Annotated in this window: 14 protein-coding genes and 1 tRNA gene; 12 read left to right on the forward strand and 3 right to left on the reverse strand. The window is 33.2% G+C overall.

What is annotated here, in order from left to right:
- Positions 1-241 precede the first annotated feature (241 nt).
- The 9 genes from amrA to rnfB all read left to right on the forward strand — a co-directional run bounded on the left by amrA (position 242) and on the right by rnfB (position 8725).
- Positions 242-1657 (forward strand): AmmeMemoRadiSam system protein A, encoded by a 1416-nt coding sequence (gene amrA / locus VIM70_RS12775; protein WP_331946149.1) that lies wholly within the window; start codon positions 242-244, stop codon positions 1655-1657.
- Positions 1650-2636: an AmmeMemoRadiSam system radical SAM enzyme gene (gene amrS, locus VIM70_RS12780; protein ID WP_331946150.1), complete on the forward strand. Its 987-nt coding sequence runs from the start codon at positions 1650-1652 to the stop codon at positions 2634-2636. The genes amrA and amrS overlap by 8 nt, the downstream gene beginning before the upstream one ends.
- A gap of 603 nt (positions 2637-3239) precedes the next feature.
- Positions 3240-3659 carry a SoxR reducing system RseC family protein gene (locus tag VIM70_RS12785; protein ID WP_331946151.1) on the forward strand — a complete coding sequence of 140 codons (420 nt, stop codon included), beginning with the start codon at positions 3240-3242 and terminating at the stop codon, positions 3657-3659.
- Positions 3660-3732: 73 nt separating this feature from the next.
- Positions 3733-5070: an electron transport complex subunit RsxC gene (gene rsxC / locus VIM70_RS12790; RefSeq protein ID WP_331946152.1), complete on the forward strand. Its 1338-nt coding sequence runs from the start codon at positions 3733-3735 to the stop codon at positions 5068-5070.
- A complete protein-coding gene (locus VIM70_RS12795) occupies positions 5067-6056 on the forward strand; it encodes an RnfABCDGE type electron transport complex subunit D (RefSeq protein ID WP_331946153.1) in 990 nt (329 codons plus the stop codon). The genes rsxC and VIM70_RS12795 overlap by 4 nt, the downstream gene beginning before the upstream one ends.
- A 6-nt stretch (positions 6057-6062) precedes the next feature.
- Entirely contained in the window at positions 6063-6647 is a 585-nt protein-coding gene (locus tag VIM70_RS12800) for an FMN-binding protein (protein ID WP_331946154.1), read from the forward strand.
- 1 nt (position 6648) lies between these two features.
- Positions 6649-7287 (forward strand): electron transport complex subunit E, encoded by a 639-nt coding sequence (locus VIM70_RS12805; RefSeq protein ID WP_331946155.1) that lies wholly within the window; start codon positions 6649-6651, stop codon positions 7285-7287.
- Positions 7287-7868: an electron transport complex protein RnfA gene (locus VIM70_RS12810; RefSeq protein WP_331946156.1), complete on the forward strand. Its 582-nt coding sequence runs from the start codon at positions 7287-7289 to the stop codon at positions 7866-7868. Before VIM70_RS12805 ends, VIM70_RS12810 begins: the two co-directional genes overlap by 1 nt.
- Positions 7869-7897: 29 nt before the next feature.
- Positions 7898-8725, forward strand: a complete 828-nt coding sequence (gene rnfB, locus VIM70_RS12815; RefSeq protein ID WP_331946212.1) for an RnfABCDGE type electron transport complex subunit B — start codon at positions 7898-7900, stop codon at positions 8723-8725.
- Positions 8726-8816: 91 nt separating this feature from the next.
- Here the strand turns inward: rnfB and VIM70_RS12820 are convergent, their stop codons facing one another.
- A complete protein-coding gene (locus VIM70_RS12820; protein WP_331946157.1) occupies positions 8817-10460 on the reverse strand; it encodes a HEAT repeat domain-containing protein in 1644 nt (547 codons plus the stop codon).
- Between the two features lie 235 nt (positions 10461-10695).
- Between VIM70_RS12820 and VIM70_RS12825 the strand changes: the two genes are divergently transcribed.
- Positions 10696-11256: a nitroreductase family protein gene (locus tag VIM70_RS12825; RefSeq protein ID WP_331946158.1), complete on the forward strand. Its 561-nt coding sequence runs from the start codon at positions 10696-10698 to the stop codon at positions 11254-11256.
- A gap of 120 nt (positions 11257-11376) precedes the next feature.
- Positions 11377-11453, forward strand: a tRNA-Lys gene (locus VIM70_RS12830).
- 96 nt (positions 11454-11549) lie between these two features.
- Here VIM70_RS12830 and VIM70_RS12835 read toward each other — a convergent pair.
- Both VIM70_RS12835 and VIM70_RS12840 read right to left on the reverse strand, forming a co-directional pair.
- The gene (locus VIM70_RS12835; RefSeq protein WP_331946159.1) at positions 11550-13214 is read right to left on the reverse strand and encodes a S8 family serine peptidase; all 1665 of its coding nucleotides are present in this window, start codon (positions 13212-13214) and stop codon (positions 11550-11552) included.
- Positions 13215-13483: 269 nt separating this feature from the next.
- Positions 13484-14443 carry an NAD(P)-dependent oxidoreductase gene (locus VIM70_RS12840; RefSeq protein ID WP_331946160.1) on the reverse strand — a complete coding sequence of 320 codons (960 nt, stop codon included), beginning with the start codon at positions 14441-14443 and terminating at the stop codon, positions 13484-13486.
- A gap of 284 nt (positions 14444-14727) precedes the next feature.
- On the opposite strand from VIM70_RS12840, the gene VIM70_RS12845 reads away from it, so the two are divergent.
- Positions 14728-16959, forward strand: coding sequence for an SPFH domain-containing protein (locus tag VIM70_RS12845; protein ID WP_331946161.1), 2232 nt, complete (start codon positions 14728-14730; stop codon positions 16957-16959).
- Positions 16960-17005: the final 46 nt, after the last annotated feature.

A 17005-nucleotide genomic window follows, 5' to 3' on the forward strand; every position in this document is an offset into this window, starting at 1 on the left:
AAATCATCCCTCAAAGAGGTGATTTTTTAGTGTTCGCCCTAAAATAAATAAGAAAAAAAAGGCTATCTCTTAAAATGATTTTTTAATCATTTTGAGACAGCCCCTTTTTACAATTTTATTAAAAGGGTTAACTTAAAGTCATTAATATTGCAGCTTCGAAAAAGATGATTTAAACTTTATGGATACGAATCTCAAGTAGTGGGTAAAATACTTATACTAATAAATAGGAAAGGTGATTAAAATGGGTAAAATAATAGCTTATGTTGCAATGCCACATCCCCCTATAATAATTCCAGAGGTGGGGCATGGAGAGGAAAAAAAGATAAAAAATACATATGATGCTTGTGAAAGTATTGGGCGCGAAATAGCGGAAATAAAGCCAGAGGTAATAATTATAGTTACTCCACATGGGGTTATGTTTTCAGATGCTATAGCGCTTTCCTTTGAAAATAATATTTCGGGTAGTTTAAAGCAATTTGGAGCACCAAAAGTTTCTATGAAATTTGAAATAGATATGGATTTGACACAAAAAATTATGGAGAAGTCTGATGAAAATAATATACCAACAGTCAAGGTAACGACAAGCAATCTTAAAAGGTATGATAGAGAATATGAATTAGATCATGGCAGTATAGTTCCACTTTATTTTATTAAAGATAAATATAATTCATTTAAGCTTGTTCATATTACTTATGGTGGGCTTACTCCAATACAATTATATAAATTTGGTAAACTAATTAAGGAGACTGTAGAGGAAAGCAATAAAAATGTTGTGTTTATTGGGAGTGGTGATCTTTCTCATCGTCTTAAAGATGAAGGGCCTTATGATTATAATCCATATGGAGAAAAGTTTGATAAGGAAATAATAAATCTACTAACAAGTGGGGATGTAGCAGGGGTATTTAATATAAATTATGAAATGATAGAAAATGCTGGGGAATGTGGTCTAAGATCATATTATATAATGATTGGATCAATGGAAGGCAACGAGATAAAGGGGGAACTTCTTTCCTATGAAGGCACCTTTGGGGTTGGATATGCTGTAATGAAATTTAAGCTTAAAAGTAGTGACCGTGATATGTTATCAGAAATTACTATAGAGAAAAGAAAAATGCATATGAAAAGAATAAATAATGAAGATTGTTATGTTCGGCTTGCCAGAGAAAGTCTTACTCATTATCTAGCAGAAGGCAATTTAATGGATTTACCAAGTTATGTAACAGAGGAAATGATAAATAACAAAAGAGGAGTTTTTGTTTCTCTTAAAAAATTTGGGGCTCTTAGAGGCTGCATAGGTACCATTTTCCCTATAACAGACAGTATTGCAAAAGAAATAATGCGAAATGCTGTTGAAGCGGGAGAAAGTGACCCAAGGTTTAGTAATGTATCATTGGGAGAGCTTGAGGATATTGTTTTTTCAGTAGATGTGTTAACCGAGCCTATTGAGGCTTTGAAAGAAGAACTAAATCCTAAAAAATATGGAGTGGTTGTGCGAAGTGGGAGAAAGAGTGGACTGCTTTTACCGGACCTTGAGGGTGTAAATACCATAGAGCAGCAGATAAGCATTGTACTAAATAAGGCATCAATTTCTCCAACTGAAAATTACTCCATAGAAAAATTTGAGGTTATTAGGCATAAGGGGTATGAAAATGGATAAAGAAGCTTTATTTTATGAAAAACAAGGAGATAAAATAAGATGCAAACTTTGCCCTCATAACTGCCTTATTAATGGTGGCGAATATGGCAAATGTAATGTCCGTATAAATAAAGAGGGAAAGCTTTATACAATAAATTATGGGGAAATAACTTCCTTTGCAAAGGATCCAATAGAAAAAAAACCTTTATATCATTTTAAACCGGGTAGCAAAATACTTTCTGTAGGAAGTTTTGGGTGCAATTTTAGCTGTGGCTTTTGTCAAAATCACTCCATATCCCAAGAAAGAGCAAGAAGTGAATATATATCTCCGGAAAAATTAGTGGAAGTATGCAGAAATCTTGAAGATAATATTGGGGTAGCATTTACATATAATGAGCCTTCTATATGGTATGAATATGTATATAATTCAGCAAGGTTATTAAAAGAAACACTTAAACATATAAATATAGTATTGGTGAGTAATGGTTATATAAAAGAAGAACCACTAAAGATGATTCTTCCTTATGTGGATGCTATGAATATTGATTTAAAAGCATTTAATAACAAATATTATAAAGACATGTGTGGGGGGCGTGTTAAACCTGTAATGAATACTATTAAATTGGCTTCAAAAGAGTGTCATGTTGAGGTAACTACACTACTCGTAAATGGTGAAAATGACTCTAGTGAAGAAATTGATGAGATTTCAGCTTTTTTAGGATCCTTAAATAAAGATATACCACTACACTTATCGAGATACTTTCCAAACTATAAGATGAAAAACCCAGCTACAAAGGTGGATGTAATGTTTGAAAATAGAGATATAGCAAAAAAATATCTTAACTATGTATATATCGGAAATGTAGCTAATATTGATAACTCAACATATTGTCCAAAGTGCGGTTATAAGGTTATAGAAAGAGATGGAAACCATATTAGTGTTAATATCAGTGATGAGTTATGCCCAAAGTGTGGCTATAAAATTAATCTTATACTTTAGGTAAATGAAAATATAAACTTTTTACTTGAAAATAATCTAATTATTATGTAAATCAAGAAATCCATTACTATTCTGTTGAATTTTTTTTGATTTTATATTTTACTTTATAAAAAGGTTTACAATTGCGTATTATATGATTATTATTATCCTTTGCATAATAAAACACTTCTTTAACGCCATGATCACTGGATTCTTCGAACTTTGTTAATATTTTAACAAAACATAGGCATAATATTAAAATTACTAAAATAAAAAAGTTTATTATGGTATAATATTGTGGTAAAATATTATAGTAATGTAAGATAAATATTTCACAATTCTATAATATTTTATATTGATAAAATCAGTAATATTGATAAGAAAAAAATACAAAAACCAAAGTTGTACAAAATATTTTGTATCAATTTTTAAAAGAGTTTTTTATATATAAAACGAGTGGAATATTCAATAATAGATTGTTAAAAAAAAAACTATCATTGACTTTTATCCTATTTAATTCTACATTGAGTAATGGAAACTAAAATTTATATATAATTCGACAAAAAAAATCTTAAACTTATAATGTAATTAATTTTTCACTATAAAGGGGGGAAAATTTTAAAAATGGTAAAAGAAGAAGAAGGAATCATAATAGAAATTTCTGAGAACAACATCGCTAAAGTAAAAGTAGGTAGGCATAATGAATGTAAAAATTGTGGAGCATGTCCAGGTGATAGTTCAGTTATAATTGATGCTAAAAATTTACTTGGAGCTAAAAAAGGACAACGAATTGCTTTTCAAATGAAAGAAACAAATATGTTAATGGCAGCGTTTGTTGTATATATAGCCCCTCTTATTTCAGTTGTATTAGGTGTTATTCTTGGACAAGTAATAGCTAAAATATTTGGCCTTTCTGTTCGTGGTTTTCAAATAGGCGGAGGGATACTAGCATTTATATTGTCCATAATAAATATAAAGTTTTTTGATAAATTTGCTCATAACAATGACAAAATGCAACCTGTTATTACTCGAATTTTATCTTAAGATAAAATTTTTAAGATTTAATATATATATATAATTTATTAGGGTTTAAATATGTTAAAAGAGGTGTGGAAAAATGCTAAAAAGTTTTCGTGGAGGAATACATCCAAATGATAATAAACGTTTTACAGCCAGTATGCCTATAGAAATAGCCGTACTTCCAAGTAAGGTTATTATTCCTGTGAGGCAGCATATAGGTGCACCATGTTCACCCATTGTAGCAAAGGGTGATTTGGTGAAAAAGGGACAAGTTATAGCTAATAGTCCAGCTTTTGTATCTAGTCCAGTACATGCATCTTTATCTGGAGTTGTTACAGATGTTAACGAATACCCTCATCCGGTATTTGGAAAGTGCCTTTCTATCGTGATTGAAAGTGATGGAAAAGATGAGTGGATAGAAGGAATTCCTGTTGAAAGAGATTGGGAAAAATTAAATGGCAATGAAATCAAAGATATCATTAAAGAAGCAGGTATAGTTGGAATGGGGGGAGCAACATTTCCTACTCATGTAAAATTATCACCACCAAAGGAAAAGAAAATTGATACTCTTATTATTAATGCAGCAGAGTGTGAACCATATTTAACTGCAGATCATAGAATGATGCTCGAGCATTCAGATAAAATTGTTTTTGGCGTAAAAATAGTTATGAAGGTTCTTGGAGTTCAAAAGGCATTTATAGGTATTGAAGATAATAAACCTGATGCAGTTATTGTTATGAAAAAGGCATTTGAAGGAACTACAGTAGAAGTTGTGGCAATTCCAACTAAATATCCACAAGGCGCTGAAAAAATGCTTATTAAAGTGCTTGCGGATCGCGAGGTTCCATCTGGAAGTTTGCCAATGGATGTAGGTGTGGTTGTGCAAAACGTAGGTACTATTGTTGCAATATCTGATGCAGTTGTAAACGGAATTCCTTTAATTCAAAGGGTGACTACAATAACAGGAAGTGCAATTAAACAACCTAAAAATCTTTTGTTAAGACTCGGAACATCATTTAAAGATGCAATAGACAATTGTGGCGGTTTTGTAGAAAAACCAGCTAAAGTTATTATGGGTGGTCCTATGATGGGATTTGCTCAATCTAATTTAGATATTTCTATTATTAAGGGAGTTTCCGGAATACTAGCTTTAAATGAAAAAGATATTAATAATGGAACACAATCACCTTGTATTCGTTGTGGGAAATGTGTAAGCGTTTGTCCATGTGGACTTAATCCAAGTATGTTAAGCATATTGGGAGAAAAAGATATGTATGAGGAAGCAAAACTTGAACAAAATCTTTTTGACTGTGCAGAATGTGGAAGTTGTGTTTATGTATGTCCCGCTAAGCGAAACATTGTACAATACATTAGATATTGTAAAATGAAAAACAATGCTGATGCTGCAAAAAAGAAGGAGGCACTAGTTAAATGAGTGAAATAAAATTACAAGATAATCTCTTTACAATTTCAACATCTCCACATATACGTGCAGATACATCTATTTCTAAAATTATGTGGACTGTAAATTTGGCTTTAGCACCAGCTGCACTTTTTGCAATTTATCATTTTGGAATTCCTGCTTTGCTTGTATTACTTGCGGGAAGTTTGTCCGCAGTTGGATTTGAGTATGTAGTACAAAAACTTAGAAAAAAGCCAATAACTATAGCTGATGGAAGTGCATTTTTAACAGGATTATTGCTTGCAATGTGTTTACCACCATCAATTCCACCTTATATGGCGATAATTGGATCGTTTATTGCTATTGTAGTAGCAAAACATGCCATGGGGGGTCTTGGGTACAACATTTTCAACCCAGCTCATATTGGTCGTGCTGCTCTTATGGTGTCATGGCCTGTTGCTATGACAACTTGGACAAATTTGAGTGGAAAGGTAGACGCCGTAGCTTCTGCAACTCCACTAAATATTTTAAAACAAGAAGGATACTCAAAACTTATTGATACTTTTGGAAGTGCACCTCAAATGTATAAATCGATGTTACTTGGTGTTCGTAACGGAAGTATTGGCGAGACCTCAACGATTTTGCTAATGCTTGGAGGTATATTTTTAATTTATAAAGGTTATGCAAATTGGGTAGTGCCTGTATTTATGATTGGAACTGTAGGTATTTTGACTTGGATATGTGGACCAACAGGTTTATTTAGTGGAGATCCGATATTCCATATGATGGCTGGAGGCCTTATCATAGGAGCATTCTTTATGGCTACAGATATGGTTACCATTCCAATGACAAAGAAAGGGCAGATAATATTTGCTATTGGTGCTGGAGCAATTACTGTCTTAATTAGGCTTAAGGGCGGTTACCCAGAAGGGGTTTGTTACTCTATTTTGTTAATGAACGCAGTTACACCACTTATTGATCGCTTCATGAAGCCGATTAAATTTGGGGCAAGGGGGTAGTGAAAAATGTCAGATGAGAAAAATATTAAAAATAAGGTTAATCACGAAAAAAAATATAGTATATTTCAAATTGCTATGAATTTAACAGTTACTTGTTTGGTTTCAGGTGCGGTAATTGCTGGAACATATTTTATAACAGCACCAGTTGCATTAAAAACCGCAGCAAAAATCAAGACTGATTCAATGAAGTCATTGGTGGTTGAGGCACAAAAATTCAATCCAATAAAAGGGAAAGCAGAATGGTTTACTGCAGAAAAAGATGGGAAAATAATTGCGTATGTTGTTCCAGCAGAAAGTAAAGGATACGGCGGAGCAATAAAAATGCTTGTTTCTGTTACACCACAAGGTAAAATTATTAACTTTGATATATTAGATAGTAAAGAAACACCTGGACTTGGAGATAATGCAAGTAAGGATCCTTTTAAAAATCAATTTAAAGGTAAGGAAGCAAAACAGTTAGAAGTAACAAAAGACCCAACAAAAATCGACCAAATTCAAGCTATGACTGGAGCTACCATTTCTTCTAAAGCGGTAACTAAAGGAATTAAAGAAGCTGTGCAGAAAGTTACACAGTTTGTAGGGGGAAAATAATATGAGAGAGTTATGGGATATATTTAGAAAAGGAATAATTGCAGAAAACCCAATTTTTGTTCTTGCACTAAGTCTTTGCCCTGCTTTAGCGGTAACTAGTAGCGCAATAAATTCACTAACTATGGGACTAGCAGTAATGTTTGTTATTACTGCAAATAATACAGTTGTATCTATTACTAGAAAAATAGTAAATCCTAAGGTTCGTGTACCAGTGTATATTACTTCAGTCGCAACAATTGTAACTGTAGTACAGTTGGTATTACAAGCATATTTACCAGTGCTATATAAGGCTTTAGGTATATATCTAGCATTAATTGTTGTTTTCGCAATCATTTTAGCCAGAGCAGAAGTTTTTGCTTCAAAGAATAAAGTGACTCCATCCTTTTTTGATGGACTTGGAATGGGATGTGGATTTTTACTCGCACTTTTATCTATCGGAATAATTCGAGAACTTCTAGGTACTGGAGCTATATTTGGAATAAAAGTACTTGGTTCTTGGTATAATCCGGCACTTATCATGATTTTACCACCAGGTGCATTTATACTGATTGGTTACATGGTTGCTGGTTTTAAAATGTTAACAGAACATATGGAAAAAGTTAAAATGGAAAAAGTTAAACTCGAGAGAGGTGAAATATAATGGGTCATTATCTAACCCTGCTTGCCAGTAACATAGTTGTAAATAACTTTGTTCTAACAAGATTTTTAGGACTTTGTATTTTCTTTGGAGTTTCTAAGAGTTTAAATGCCTCAATTGGTATGGGAATGGCTGTAACTTCTGTTATGACTTTGAGTTCCATGCTAGCATGGGTAATATATCATTTTGTATTGGTACCATTTAATTTACAATTTTTAACAACAGCGGTATTTGTACTTTTGATTGCTAGTTTTGTTCAGCTTTTAGAAATGATTATTAAAAAACATGCATCTACACTATATAATATGTGGGGTATTTATTTATTACTAATTGCTACAAATTGTATTGTATTTGGTGTACCACTCATAAATGTAGAGAATAACTATTCATTTTTAGAAAGTACGGTAGCCGCTGTCGGCGCTGGTTTAGGGTTTGCTTTGGCAATCGTACTTATGGCAAGTTTAAGAGAAAAATTAAGACTTGCAGATGTCCCTAAAGCATTACAGGGACTCGGCATTGCGTTTATTTTAGCAGGTATGTTATCTTTAGCATTCCTAGGTTTTTCTGGAATGATATCAGTATAGAAGGGAGATGAGTGATTAATATGAGTAACATTGAAATCGCAATTGCAGTTGTAGTTGTAATGACATTAGTTGGACTAATGTTTGGTTTAGTTTTGGCATTTGCTAATAAAAAATTCGCCATAGAAATAAATCCATTGATTCATATTGTTGAAGATATATTACCAAAAGGCCAGTGTGGAGCTTGTGGATTTGCTGGGTGTATGGCATATGCTGAAGCTGTAGTTATAAACCCAGATGTAGCGCCAAATCTTTGCGTTCCTGGTAAAGCACCAGTAGCGAAAATGGTTGCGGAATTAACAGGTAAAGCAGCAGCAGCAGTGGAACCTAAAGTGGCTTTTGTAAAATGTGCTGGTGACTTAAGTAAAGCTGTTAGATCTTTTGAGTATAAAGGGGTACAAGACTGTGTCGCAGCATCATTATTACAAGGAGGACCAAAGGGGTGCCAATATGGATGTCTTGGTTTCGGAACTTGTGTGAAAAATTGCCCTTTTGATGCAATGACAATGAGTGATACGGGATTACCTATTATTGATGACGATAAGTGTACGGGCTGTGGAAAATGTAAGTCAGTTTGTCCAAAACAAGTTATTGAATTAGTTCCCCTTGGAATTCATGTAGCTGTAAATTGTAATTCAAAAGACAAAGGTGCTGTAGCACGTAAACTTTGCAGCGTATCATGTATTGGATGTGGACTTTGTCTTAAAAATTGCACACACGGAGCAATTAAAATTGAAAACAGTTTAGCTGTAGTAGACAGTGCAATTTGTATTTCAGAGTGTAATGAATCTACTTGTTTAGCTAAATGCCCAACAGGAGCAATAACAACTTATATAAAAGCTGTGCCGAAACAAGCATAGAAGAAAAATCAAATAAATTTGTAAAAAAAGATGCACCTAATTGCTAGGTGCATCTTTTTTAGTATTTTGACTTGTTATGTATTTCATGTCCTTATTTTACTTTTAACACAAAAACATGAGGTGTAAGTCTACCACTTTCAATTTTTATCTCTTGAAGTAATTCAAGCTTATCATTATCTATTAGAACTTCCTTAAACAGTTGTTTTTCTATTGTATAAACAAATGCCATTCCCCCTGGTCTAATAAGCTCAGGGATTTTATTTACAAATTCCTGATATAAGTCCGCGTACTTGTTATGGGTGGTGGACTTATTGTCAAATGGCATATTTGTTATAAGTTCATCAAATTGACCATATGGAATATATTCTAATATATCTTCAGCTAAAAGGTCTATGTCAACATCAGCTAACTTAGAATTTATTGTTGCAGATGATATAGCTGTCCTATATATATCTACGCCTGTTAAAGTTTCAAATTGCTCTAATTTAGCCCTTTCAATAAGCATTGTTGAAACACCACAAAATGGATCTATAACTTTGGCACTAGGTTCTAGCCATTTTTCTATAGATTTTATTACTATGGCTGCAGTTACAGGATTTATGGATGTAGCTAAATCATTTTTTCTATAGTCAAATCTACTATCCTTTGTGGAATACAGTTTGACATATACAGTGCAGAGATTATCTCTTTCAAGTATCCGTACCTCAACTTCATATGAAGAGGGGCTGTTTCTTAAATTTCCACACGAAAGTTCGTCTAATTCTCTAGATAGGTTTTTTACGAATTCTGAACGTTCGCGGCTTAGATCCGTAGTTTTAAATTCAATTCTGTATCCAAAAGGAGCATTAGAATCATTAACATGACACTGATTTAAAAAACCTACAATATTTGCATTTATAATTGCATCAGCTATTACCTTATAATCAAATTGTAAATACACGCAGTCAGCTAAAGGATACAAAAGTTCGTAAAAGGTTCTACAGGTATAAATCTTATCTAAATCCTTTTCGCAAATAAGTATACCGTCATCTACAAGTTTACCATCTATCCATTTATCGTCTAGCTCAGTTAAAGTAAGCTGATACTGATAATTCATAACTGTGAGTAGCATTGGCACGGGAGTTTCAAACCCCTTAAATTCATGACGCACAGTGGGTGATAATTTATCTATAGCTCTTGTAAGTGCAAGCTTCTCTTCATTAATATGTTTATTAGTTGTTACTAGTGAATCATTTTCTTTTAATGCTTGTTCATTCATTACTACATCTTCAAACATTTTCTTTAATTTATCTGCATCACTTGCAGTGCCGCAGTTACCTATTGCAAGAACATATGAATATCTTACAAAAAGTTTATCCTCGGCGGTGTAGGCGTTATATAAAGCATCTAAATATTCAGGGTCTCCAAGTTCTCCAATAACACCACATACATTTTTTCGTACCTTTGGATCTGGATGCGAAAGAAGGGCGCTAAGTTTTTCCTTTGAATTACCAATAGTTCTTTTGAACATTCCCTTTGGTTTTTCCTTTTTTAGAATATCACGCATAACAGAAAGTAATACCCTAGGGTTTTCCTCAGTTATTATTTTTGACCATAACATTGGAATTGCATTGTTATAATCAAGGGATAGTTTATTTATTATAGCAGACCTTTGTTTATCATCTGAAGTTTTTAAATTTTCTATGAAAGCTATAATTGTATTATTTTTTTCTGATGTATCATTTATCTCTATCATTTGTTTCACCTCTTATGCTTAAATTTATTAACTATAATTATATCATATATTCGATTTTTATAGTGTGATGCTTATTTTTAATATATAAATTATGAAAATGGTATTCTTTTAGAAACTATCTGTTAAAAAAGTGTCTACTTACATTAAACTTTAGTTTGTTGTAGTGTAATTTAGAGTATACTAATATTATTAAAAGGATTTATAAAAAATAAATTATTAAATGGAGGATTTTAAAATGAATGAAACTTTAAAAAACATAAGAAATAGAAGAAGCATAAGGGCATTTCTACCAGATCAAATTAATGGTGCACACCTAACAGAGATAATAGATGCAGGGATTTATGCACCAAGTGCTACAAATAAGCAACCATGGCATTTTACAGTAGTGCAAAGAAAAGATATTATAGACAGATTAAGTGATGCTTTTAAAGAAATTGCCGCAAAATCTGATAATGAATATATTAGAAGATTTGCTGATAATGAAAAATTTCATGTGTTTTACAATGCACCAACTGTAGTATTAGTATCTGGAGATAAAAGTAACCAATCAGCCCCAGTTGATTGCGCAACAGCAGTAGAAAATATGCTAATAGCTGCAGAATCCTTAGAAATAGGTTCCTGTTGGGTTGGCCTTATTGCCTATTTATTAAATAGTGAAGAAGGAGCAGAATTTGTTAAGGAACTTGAAATACCAGAAGGATATAGACAAATACATGCATTTTGCCTTGGATATAAAAAAATTGAGATAACAAATGCACCAGCGAGAAAAGAAAATACAGTAAATTATATAAAATAAGAAAGGGTTATGCATTTTCTTAATGAAAACTAATAAATAAGTAGTAATAAATTAGTTTTCATTAAGAAAAGTATTTACATATGCATAAAAATAATATATAATATAGAAGTTGTCGAACATGCTTCATTAGCTCAGCTGGTTAGAGTACCTGACTCTTAATCAGGGTGTCCAGGGTTCGATTCCCTGATGGAGCACCAATATAAAAACAGATATCTCAAGCGTTTGAGGTATCTGTTTTTTTATACTTTATTGAAAAATGCTTAAATGGGTACCATTAGTAAAGGTGCATTAAGTTATTTTACTATAGTATAGTTAATACTTAATACCCCAGACATATTTCCTTTTGCATCAACTGCGATAACCTTAAGTGTACAAGTTGATGCTATATTTATATAGCCATTATAAATTAAACTCTTAGTTGTTGGTGTAGTTCCGTCTAAAGTGTAATAGGCCCTTAGTGGTTTTGCATATTGATCAAATAGTCGTATAACTAAATGTCTTTTATATGAACCTGATGTAATACTAGCAGTTGGCGTAGGTATTACTATAGTTTGTGATATTGTGTAAGATAAACTTAATATTCTAGATGAAGTGGTATTTGCTACTGCAATAGCCTTTAAGGTTTTAGTTGCGGTTATTGTTATAGGTGCTGAATATATTGGACTGCTTGCATTAGGAGTAGTTCCATCAAGTGTGTAATGTATTACAGCCCCGGTTGTAGCATCGGCTAATACTACAATCTGACTCGACGTGTACACACCGGCTACTAAACTTGAAGTTGGTATAGCTGGTATAACTACGGGAGGTACTGCAACTGGTGTTGTGGCAGTTGTTGGTGATTGTATTAAACCAAACCCATATAAAGAATCTCTACCAATTATCCCTAGATCTGTTACATTAGTATCTAATAGTTGTCTTAATTGAGCATTAGTGTCACTCGGATATTCTTGTTTTAACAAAGCTAAATCTCCAGCAACAAAGGGTGTTGCCATAGAGGTACCGCTCATTGCTTTATAACTATTATTCAGATAAGTGCTTTCTACATTAACCCCTGGTGCAGATACTTCTACTTTACTACCAGTGGAAGAAAAATAAGCTCTATTGTTATTGGAATCAACTGCCCCAACCGCTATAACAGAAGAATAGTTAGCAGGATATTCCGTATTAGTGCCTGTACCTGAATTATTTCCATCATTACCTGCTGCTGCTACAATTAATAAACCATCATTATATGCTGTATCAACTGCAGATTGTAATGCTGTATCAGACTCAGCAGAACCAAGACTCATTGATATTATATTCATCTTATTATTTATAGCCCAGTCTATACCCGATATTATATCAGAAGTATAACCATTACCGGTTGAATTAAGTGCTTTTACCGCATATATTGAAGCTCCTGGTGCTACGCCTTCTACACCGCCATTTAATCCTTTTGCTGCAATAATGCCTGCTACATGTGTACCATGTCCATTATCATCGGCATATGAGGTTGTGGTTGAACCGTTTATTACATTGGTTCCTCCAGCCATTAACAAGTCAGAGTGTGGGCCTGCACCTGTATCTATAATAGCAATATTTATTCCTTTTCCAGTTAACCCTGAGTGCCATGAAGTTGGAGCTTTTATATCAGCAACACCCCAATTTGTTAGTGTTATTTCTGATGCCTTAACTATATTGTCTTGTTCGATGTAGTCAACATTAGGGTCTTTTTGTAAACTAGCAAGACTTTGTGATGTCATATCGGCTACTGCTGCATTAATATGCATATACTGATGCCTGAAATGTCCATTATGCTTTGATACAACTTGACTTCCATTAACACTGTTTGTTTTAAATTTAATTATATACCGTTTTGTGGCTGACTGTTTAGTAGTACTTGCAAAGGTTGCCCCCCCGCATGTTAAAGTAACGATTAGAGATGCAAAAACAATACCGATAAATTTTCTGGATTTCATTTTACCCTACCTTCCTATATACATTATTATTAAAATTAATTACTCTAACAACACATTTATTACTTTGAATTTTTAATAATATATTTTATAGAGTTATCAAAAATAAATGATATAAATTATATCGTTTATTTTAAATAAAACTTAACAAAGTTTTGGTGAAAAATCAGAAAATTCATTCACAGAAGGGGAAACTCATAAAAAAATTAAAATTACAGATCATTTGGAAAAAATGATCTGTAATTTTAATTTAAATAACATAAAATTAAATATTAATTTACAACATTAATTAGTTTGTTTTGAATAAGTGATTCGATATTAACAGCTATGAGCTCAATAAGCCTTTGCCTGGATTCAAAACGTCTCCAACCTATATGTGGAGTGAGGATGACATTTTCCATGCCAAACAAGGGATTTGTAGTTTTCGGAGGTTCTGGGTCTTGAACATCTAGTGCTGCACCAGCAATTGTTCCATTTTGAAGGGCATAAGTTAAATCGGCTTCTTTTATTATTGATCCTCTTGAAGTATTTATAATAAAAGCTGAATGTTTCATAAGCCTTAATTTGTCCTTATCGATTAGATGCAATGTATCAGCTGTTAGTGGGCAGTGGAGGGTGACAAAATCACTTTGTTTTAGCAAATCTTCAAGAGAAACAAAGTGCACATTTGGGTCGCCGAACGGTTTCTCGGTCCGACTAGATATAAGAATATTCATTTTAAGAGCTAGAGCAATTTTTATTACCTCTCGCCCAATTGCACCGTAACCACCAATGACTCCAAGTGTTTTACCTTGTAACTCGAAATGGGGTAATTCTAAGTGTTTAGTGAAATTATTAAAATTCTTCGCTCTAATCATAATTTGTTGCTGAATCATTGAGGAGCTGAAATTTAAGATGGAGGTAATTACTAGATGCGCCACGGCTTCTGTGCTGTAGCTAGGAATGTTGCAAACGGCAATATTTTTTTCTTTTGCAGCTACAATATCAATATTGTTATAGCCAGTTCCGGCTTCGCAAATTAGTTTAACGCAAGGGGGGAATTGAGAAATTAGATCTCTACCCAGTGTTAATTCCTTCGTAATGATAATAGTCTGATTTTTAACCCGTTCTAAAATTTCTTTATAACTACTTTCATCGTATTTTGTGATGGTAGCTAATTTCGATATGGTCGTAAAATCAAGTTTGTTGTCAAAGTTAATTTTTGCGCTATTGAGAAATACTACGTTTTCCATATGTACCTCCTAAGATTTAGATTAATATAAATCTAAGTATATTCCTATTCTAACTGGTGGTCAATTGAAGTGAATATACTTAAGTAAAGTACACAAAAATTTGTATAATATATTTTGAATATTAACACATATTACAATTGTATGTTTATATTTAATATGGGTTAATAGTATTTTTATTAAAGAAAATTATGAATATAAATATATTTTTTGAATAAGGGGATAAGATATGCAAATTAATTTGATATAATATATATATCAAAACATAAATTTAAGGGGGAGAAATTATGATTCCGTACAAGCTTATAATAATAGCCGTGATAGTGGTAGTAGTATTAATTCTAATTACTTATGGTATAGGGTCCACAAGTATTGGAACTGATGAAGTAGGTATTGTAGAAAAGTGGTGGAGTTCAGGTGGCTCAGTGCCAGCTGATGGTCTTATAGCACTTAAAGGAGAAGCGGGTTATCAACCAGAAGTGCTAAGGGCTGGTGTTCATTTCAAAACACCTTTTAAGTATAAGGTTAAGAAGGTAAGGCTTGTAACCATACCACAAGGTCAAATAGCTTATGTGTTTTCAAGATCTGGAGAAAGTTTAGGGGATGGTCAAACTTTAGGTAAGGTTATACCACAAAGTAAGTCATTTCAAGATGTTGTAGCATTTTTAAATAATGGTGGACAAAAGGGACCACAAAGGCAAATTCTTCGTGAGGGTACTTATGCATTTAACTTAGCACAATTTATTATAATAACAAAAGATAGGGTACATTCAATATTCACTTCAAAGGATGAAACAGCACAAATAGAAACAATGCGAAGTGACTTAGCTAGGGAAAGTGGTTTTGATCCCGTACTAATATCAAGTTCAAAAGTTGTTGAGCCATATTCAAAGCAAGATGATGGTAGTTTAATGGATGCTGTATATAATAAAGTAAGCAACAAGGCAGGTAGCCGTGATACTATTGGTATTGTAACTATTAATGAAGGTCCTACACCAGACAATGGAGCAATTATAGCACCTATTGTTGGGGAAGGTATAAATAATGAGTTCTATCACAACAACTTCCAGGAACCAGAGAAATTTTTGGCAGCAGATGGTAGAAAAGGTAAGCAGATGCAAGTACTTACTGATGGAGTTTATTTCATCAATAGAATGTTTGCAAGTGTAGATATAGTACCTAAAAGCATAATAGATATTGGTTATGTAGGGGTTGTGGTAAGCTATTTTGGTGATAAGGGTGAAGATGTTTCAGGAACAGGTTATTCTCACGGAGAGCTTGTAGAACAAGGTAAAAAAGGTATATGGAGAGATTCAATGATGCCAGGAAAGTATGCATTTAATACTTATGCTGGTAAAGTTGTGCCAGTTCCTACTACCAATGTAATTCTCAAGTGGATTAGTGGTCAAACTGGGGTACACAAATTAGATGATAATTTAAAAGAAATTAGTTTAATAACTAAGGATGCTTTCGAACCCAACCTGCCGCTAACCGTAGTATTTAACATTGATTATAGAAAAGCATCATCAGTTATACAAAGGTTTGGGGATATTAAAATGCTTATTGAACAATCTCTAGACCCAATGATAGCTGGTTATTTTAAGAATATAGGACAAACAAAGACACTTATTGAATTAGTTCAAGATAGAAGTCAGATTCAACAACAGGCAGCAGATGAAATGACGGGTAAGTTTAAACTATATGATTTAGAGCTACAAGAAGTATTAATTGGAACACCTGCAGCTTCTGCTAGTGATACAAGAATTGAAAAAATTCTTGCACAGTTAAGGGATAGACAAGTAGCTATGGAAGAAATTAAGACAAATGAAGCTAAACAAAAGTCTGCTGAAAAGCAAAGAGAATTAAATGAAGCTCAAGCAAAAGCAACCGCGCAGTCAGCGCTTACTCAATCAAGTATTGATATTGAGGTAGCTGATAATAAGGGTAAATCAGAATTAAGACTAGCAGAGCAATTAGCATTAAAAATGCAGAAACTAGCCGAAGCAGACAAATATAAGAGAACTCAAGAAGCGGATGCTGAAAGATATACTAGAGAGGCTCAGGCAGCGGCGCAGGCAAAAACTATTGAATTAACAGCAAGCGCTAATGCGAAGCAAGTGGAACTTCAAGCAAGTGCAGAGGCATTCAAACTTGAAACAGTAGGTAAAGCGACAGCGTTAAATATTAAGGCAGTTGCAGATGCTACTGCTGAGCAAGAAACAAAGGTAGGTATTGCTAAGGGAACAGCTGCAAGAGCTTTAGTTGAGGCATATGGTGGCCCAGATTTACAAGTTAGGCAAAGCGTTATGATAGCATTTGCAGAGGCATTAAAAATAAGCAAATCGCCCCTTGTGCCACAAACCATAATAATGGGTGGAGCTGATGGAAAAACACCTAATGCAATGGAAGGTATAATGAGTATGGTTCTGGCAAATATGGCAAGTGAGAAAAGTGCAGTAGTACAAAAGTCTATAGAAAATATAAATGTTAAAGATGTAATAAAACCACAAAGTAAATAATATATAAATAAAATAAATCCAGCAGAATAAATTATTCTGCTGGATT

The sequence above is a fragment of the Clostridium sp. genome (genome assembly GCF_036569345.1).
GTDB lineage: Bacteria > Bacillota > Clostridia > Clostridiales > Clostridiaceae > Clostridium_AD.